We start from the raw sequence: 2,816 nt of genomic DNA, 5'->3' as shown, positions 1-2,816 counted from the left end.
ACAGCCTCAAGGGCAATCTCGGCTTCAAGGTCAACTGGTAAACCGTTGATGCATCATCCTCCGGGCCGCAGCAATGCGGCCCGGCTTTGCTTTGCTTTGCCTTGCTATTTGCCGATTTGCCGATTTGCCCTTGAGATACTGAAGTGCCGGGATTCCGTGCAATAAGCAGCCCAAGAAAAGCCAGTCCTTATCGGAGTTGTTCGCGCTCGGGCCGGCACATTTTTCGAGTTCCCAGATAGGGCGGCTCATGTGGGCATTCAGTTGCGCATTAAGCCAGCAAAGGTTCGCCGGCGCTCAGTCCATGTTTGCTAAGCTGAAGCTTAGAGGGCACAAAAGAGCGCTTCAATCATCACACACTATTAAATTCTATTTTATCAGAACAATTTCCCGTCTTGCTTTTTTTACCAAAGCAGATCATGAGTGAGTCCACCCCTATTCTTTCCCCAAGAATTAGTGTGACCTATTATATTACAGTATATAAGCACCCTTTAATATTAAGTTGCCCCATTTCATTATTCGTTTCAGCTTCGCAGGCATGAATTGCTCGGTTGGATGGGCCGACTCGAGTTTGGTGAAAAGGGCTTGGAGATGGCGATCTCTCAAGGAATTTATAAAAGCAAGACCATTGGCTGGCTGTGCTCAGCGACCCTGGTGGGCGGGACGCAGCTTTATTGCGGCGCGGCTGCGGCAGAACCATCAATTGTCTATTCTGGTGATATTTTTTCCGATGGCGCGCCGCTTCCGCAGGCCGGCGCCACCGACTGGAACTCGGGAGCGGGGCAAGTCACATTAACCGGCGGCACTCTGGAATTGCATGATGGTGCGACAGCCGAGGGTGACTGGCTATCTTCGCGCGAAACAGGCCATGGCGCCAGCGTGCTGGTCGATGGTGCGGGCTCCCGACTGAGTGTCAACCAAAGAGTGACGCTGGGAGATCAGACAGGCGCATCTTTGGCAGTCAGCAATGGCGGGGCCGTTTACGTCAATTGTCAATGCCGCACCCAAAGCCTCGGCGTTGGAGTGGACGCCCACACAATTGGTGCAGTGACCGTCGCAGGGCAAGGTTCGGCGCTTGTTTCCGACAGTTTCTTTTTAATCGGATACTCTGGCACCGGCACACTTCTGATCGAGGACGGTGGCCAGATCACAAGCACGGGCGTCATTCTGGGCGGCCACGCTGACGGCGGTTCAGGGAGGGCAACCATCGCCGGTCGAGGTTCCGCCTGGAATGGGGTGGATGGGCCGCAGGCGCCCAGCTATTTCGTGGTGGGGGGAACGTCCGGGCATGGAGAACTCAATCTCTATGACAGTGGCGCCTTGAATGGCCGCCAGCTTAACATTGCTAATGGCGATGGCTCGACCGGCATTGTCGATATCGGCGGTGGTGAGAGTGATGCGGCGAAGAGGGCAGGCAGTCTCAATGTGCTGCGGATCACCTTCAATGAAACGAATTTTACAGGTCAAATTGGAAACGGCAGTGACGGCGTGCTCAACTTCAACACGACGGACGGTTTAACCGTCGGAGCCATTATCGTTGGCAAGGGCACGATCAACCAGATTGCCGGAACCACAATCCTCACCGGCAACAGCACGGATTACCATGGTGCCGTCAACATCACTGGCGGGATCTTGCAGTTCGGCAACGGCGGCGCGGGTGGCGATCTCGCCACCGATATCAGCACCGGTATTGATGATGTAAAAAAAGGTCAGCTCATCTTCAATCGTGCAAATGATATCAGTTTCGCCAATGTCATCAGCGGAACCGGTGATGTCATACAGGCGGGTCGTGGCACAACGACCTTTTCCGGCGCCAATCGCTACAGTGGCGGCACCGAAATTCGTCAAGGAACGCTCAAGCAGGGTGCGGCCGGTGCGTTGAGTTCAGCCTCCGCTTATCAGGTCGCGCAAACCGGCACCCTTGATCTTGGTGGCTTCTCGACCAATATCGCTTCGCTCAACAATCAGGGCAATGTCAATTTTGCCGGAACCGGCGGTGCCACCCTGCATGTCTCAGGCAATTATAGCGGCGGTGGCGCGATCACGATCAACAGCGTGTTGGGTGGTGATACTTCAAAGACCGATCTGCTTGCGGTCGATGGCGATACAGCGGGCCAAACCAAACTCAATGTGATCAATCAGGATGGCAGCGGCGCCTTGACCGTCAATGGCATCAAGGTGGTCGATGTTGGTGGCAATTCCAATGGCAGCTTTGCTCTTGGCAATGGCTATACCACCAAGGATGGCCAGCAGGCGATTGTCGGCGGCGCCTTCGCCTATACGCTGCAGCATGGCGGCGCACAGGGCGTCAATGACGGCAACTGGTATCTGGTCAGTCATGCCCCGAATTCGGATACGCCCGACGATCCTGGCATTCCCAATGATCCAGGCACGCCACCTGTCGATCCAACATGTCAGGACACCAACAGCTGTCCGCCACCACCTTCACCGCGTTACAGTGCCGGTGCACCGGTCTATGAAGGCTATGTGCAGAACATGCTGGCGCTCAACAAGCTGCCAAGCCTGCAGCAGCGGGTTGGCAATCGCTATTTTGCAGGGGCCAGCTTGCGCGGTTCTGAAGATGGCGGACGCGCAGAAGGCGCAAGCTTTGATGCGCGTGGCGTCTGGGCACGCGTTGAAGGCGCGCATAACCGCCTTGAACCCTCGACCTCGACCGCGCGGATGAAACAGGACATCAACACGCTTGAGATGCAGACCGGTGTGGACGGACAGTTCTATGAGAATGACAAGGGTCGTCTGATTGCCGGCATCACCGCTCAATATGGTCATGCCAAAGGCGATGTCTCTTCGCAGCATGG

At 55.7% G+C, this 2,816-nt stretch carries 1 protein-coding gene; it reads left to right on the top strand.

Translation table 11 applies throughout. The annotated features are described in order from the left end of the window. Positions 1 to 588: 588 nt before the first annotated feature. The coding region (locus QBD00_RS23535) for an autotransporter outer membrane beta-barrel domain-containing protein (protein WP_318580701.1) at positions 589 to 2,816 on the top strand (2,228 nt) is incomplete at its 3' end.

Source organism: Ochrobactrum sp. AN78, assembly GCF_029909885.1.
GTDB lineage: Bacteria > Pseudomonadota > Alphaproteobacteria > Rhizobiales > Rhizobiaceae > Brucella > Brucella quorumnocens.
The sequence above is the reverse complement of the archived record's forward strand: the minus strand, read 5'-3'. Positions and strand labels throughout refer to the sequence as shown.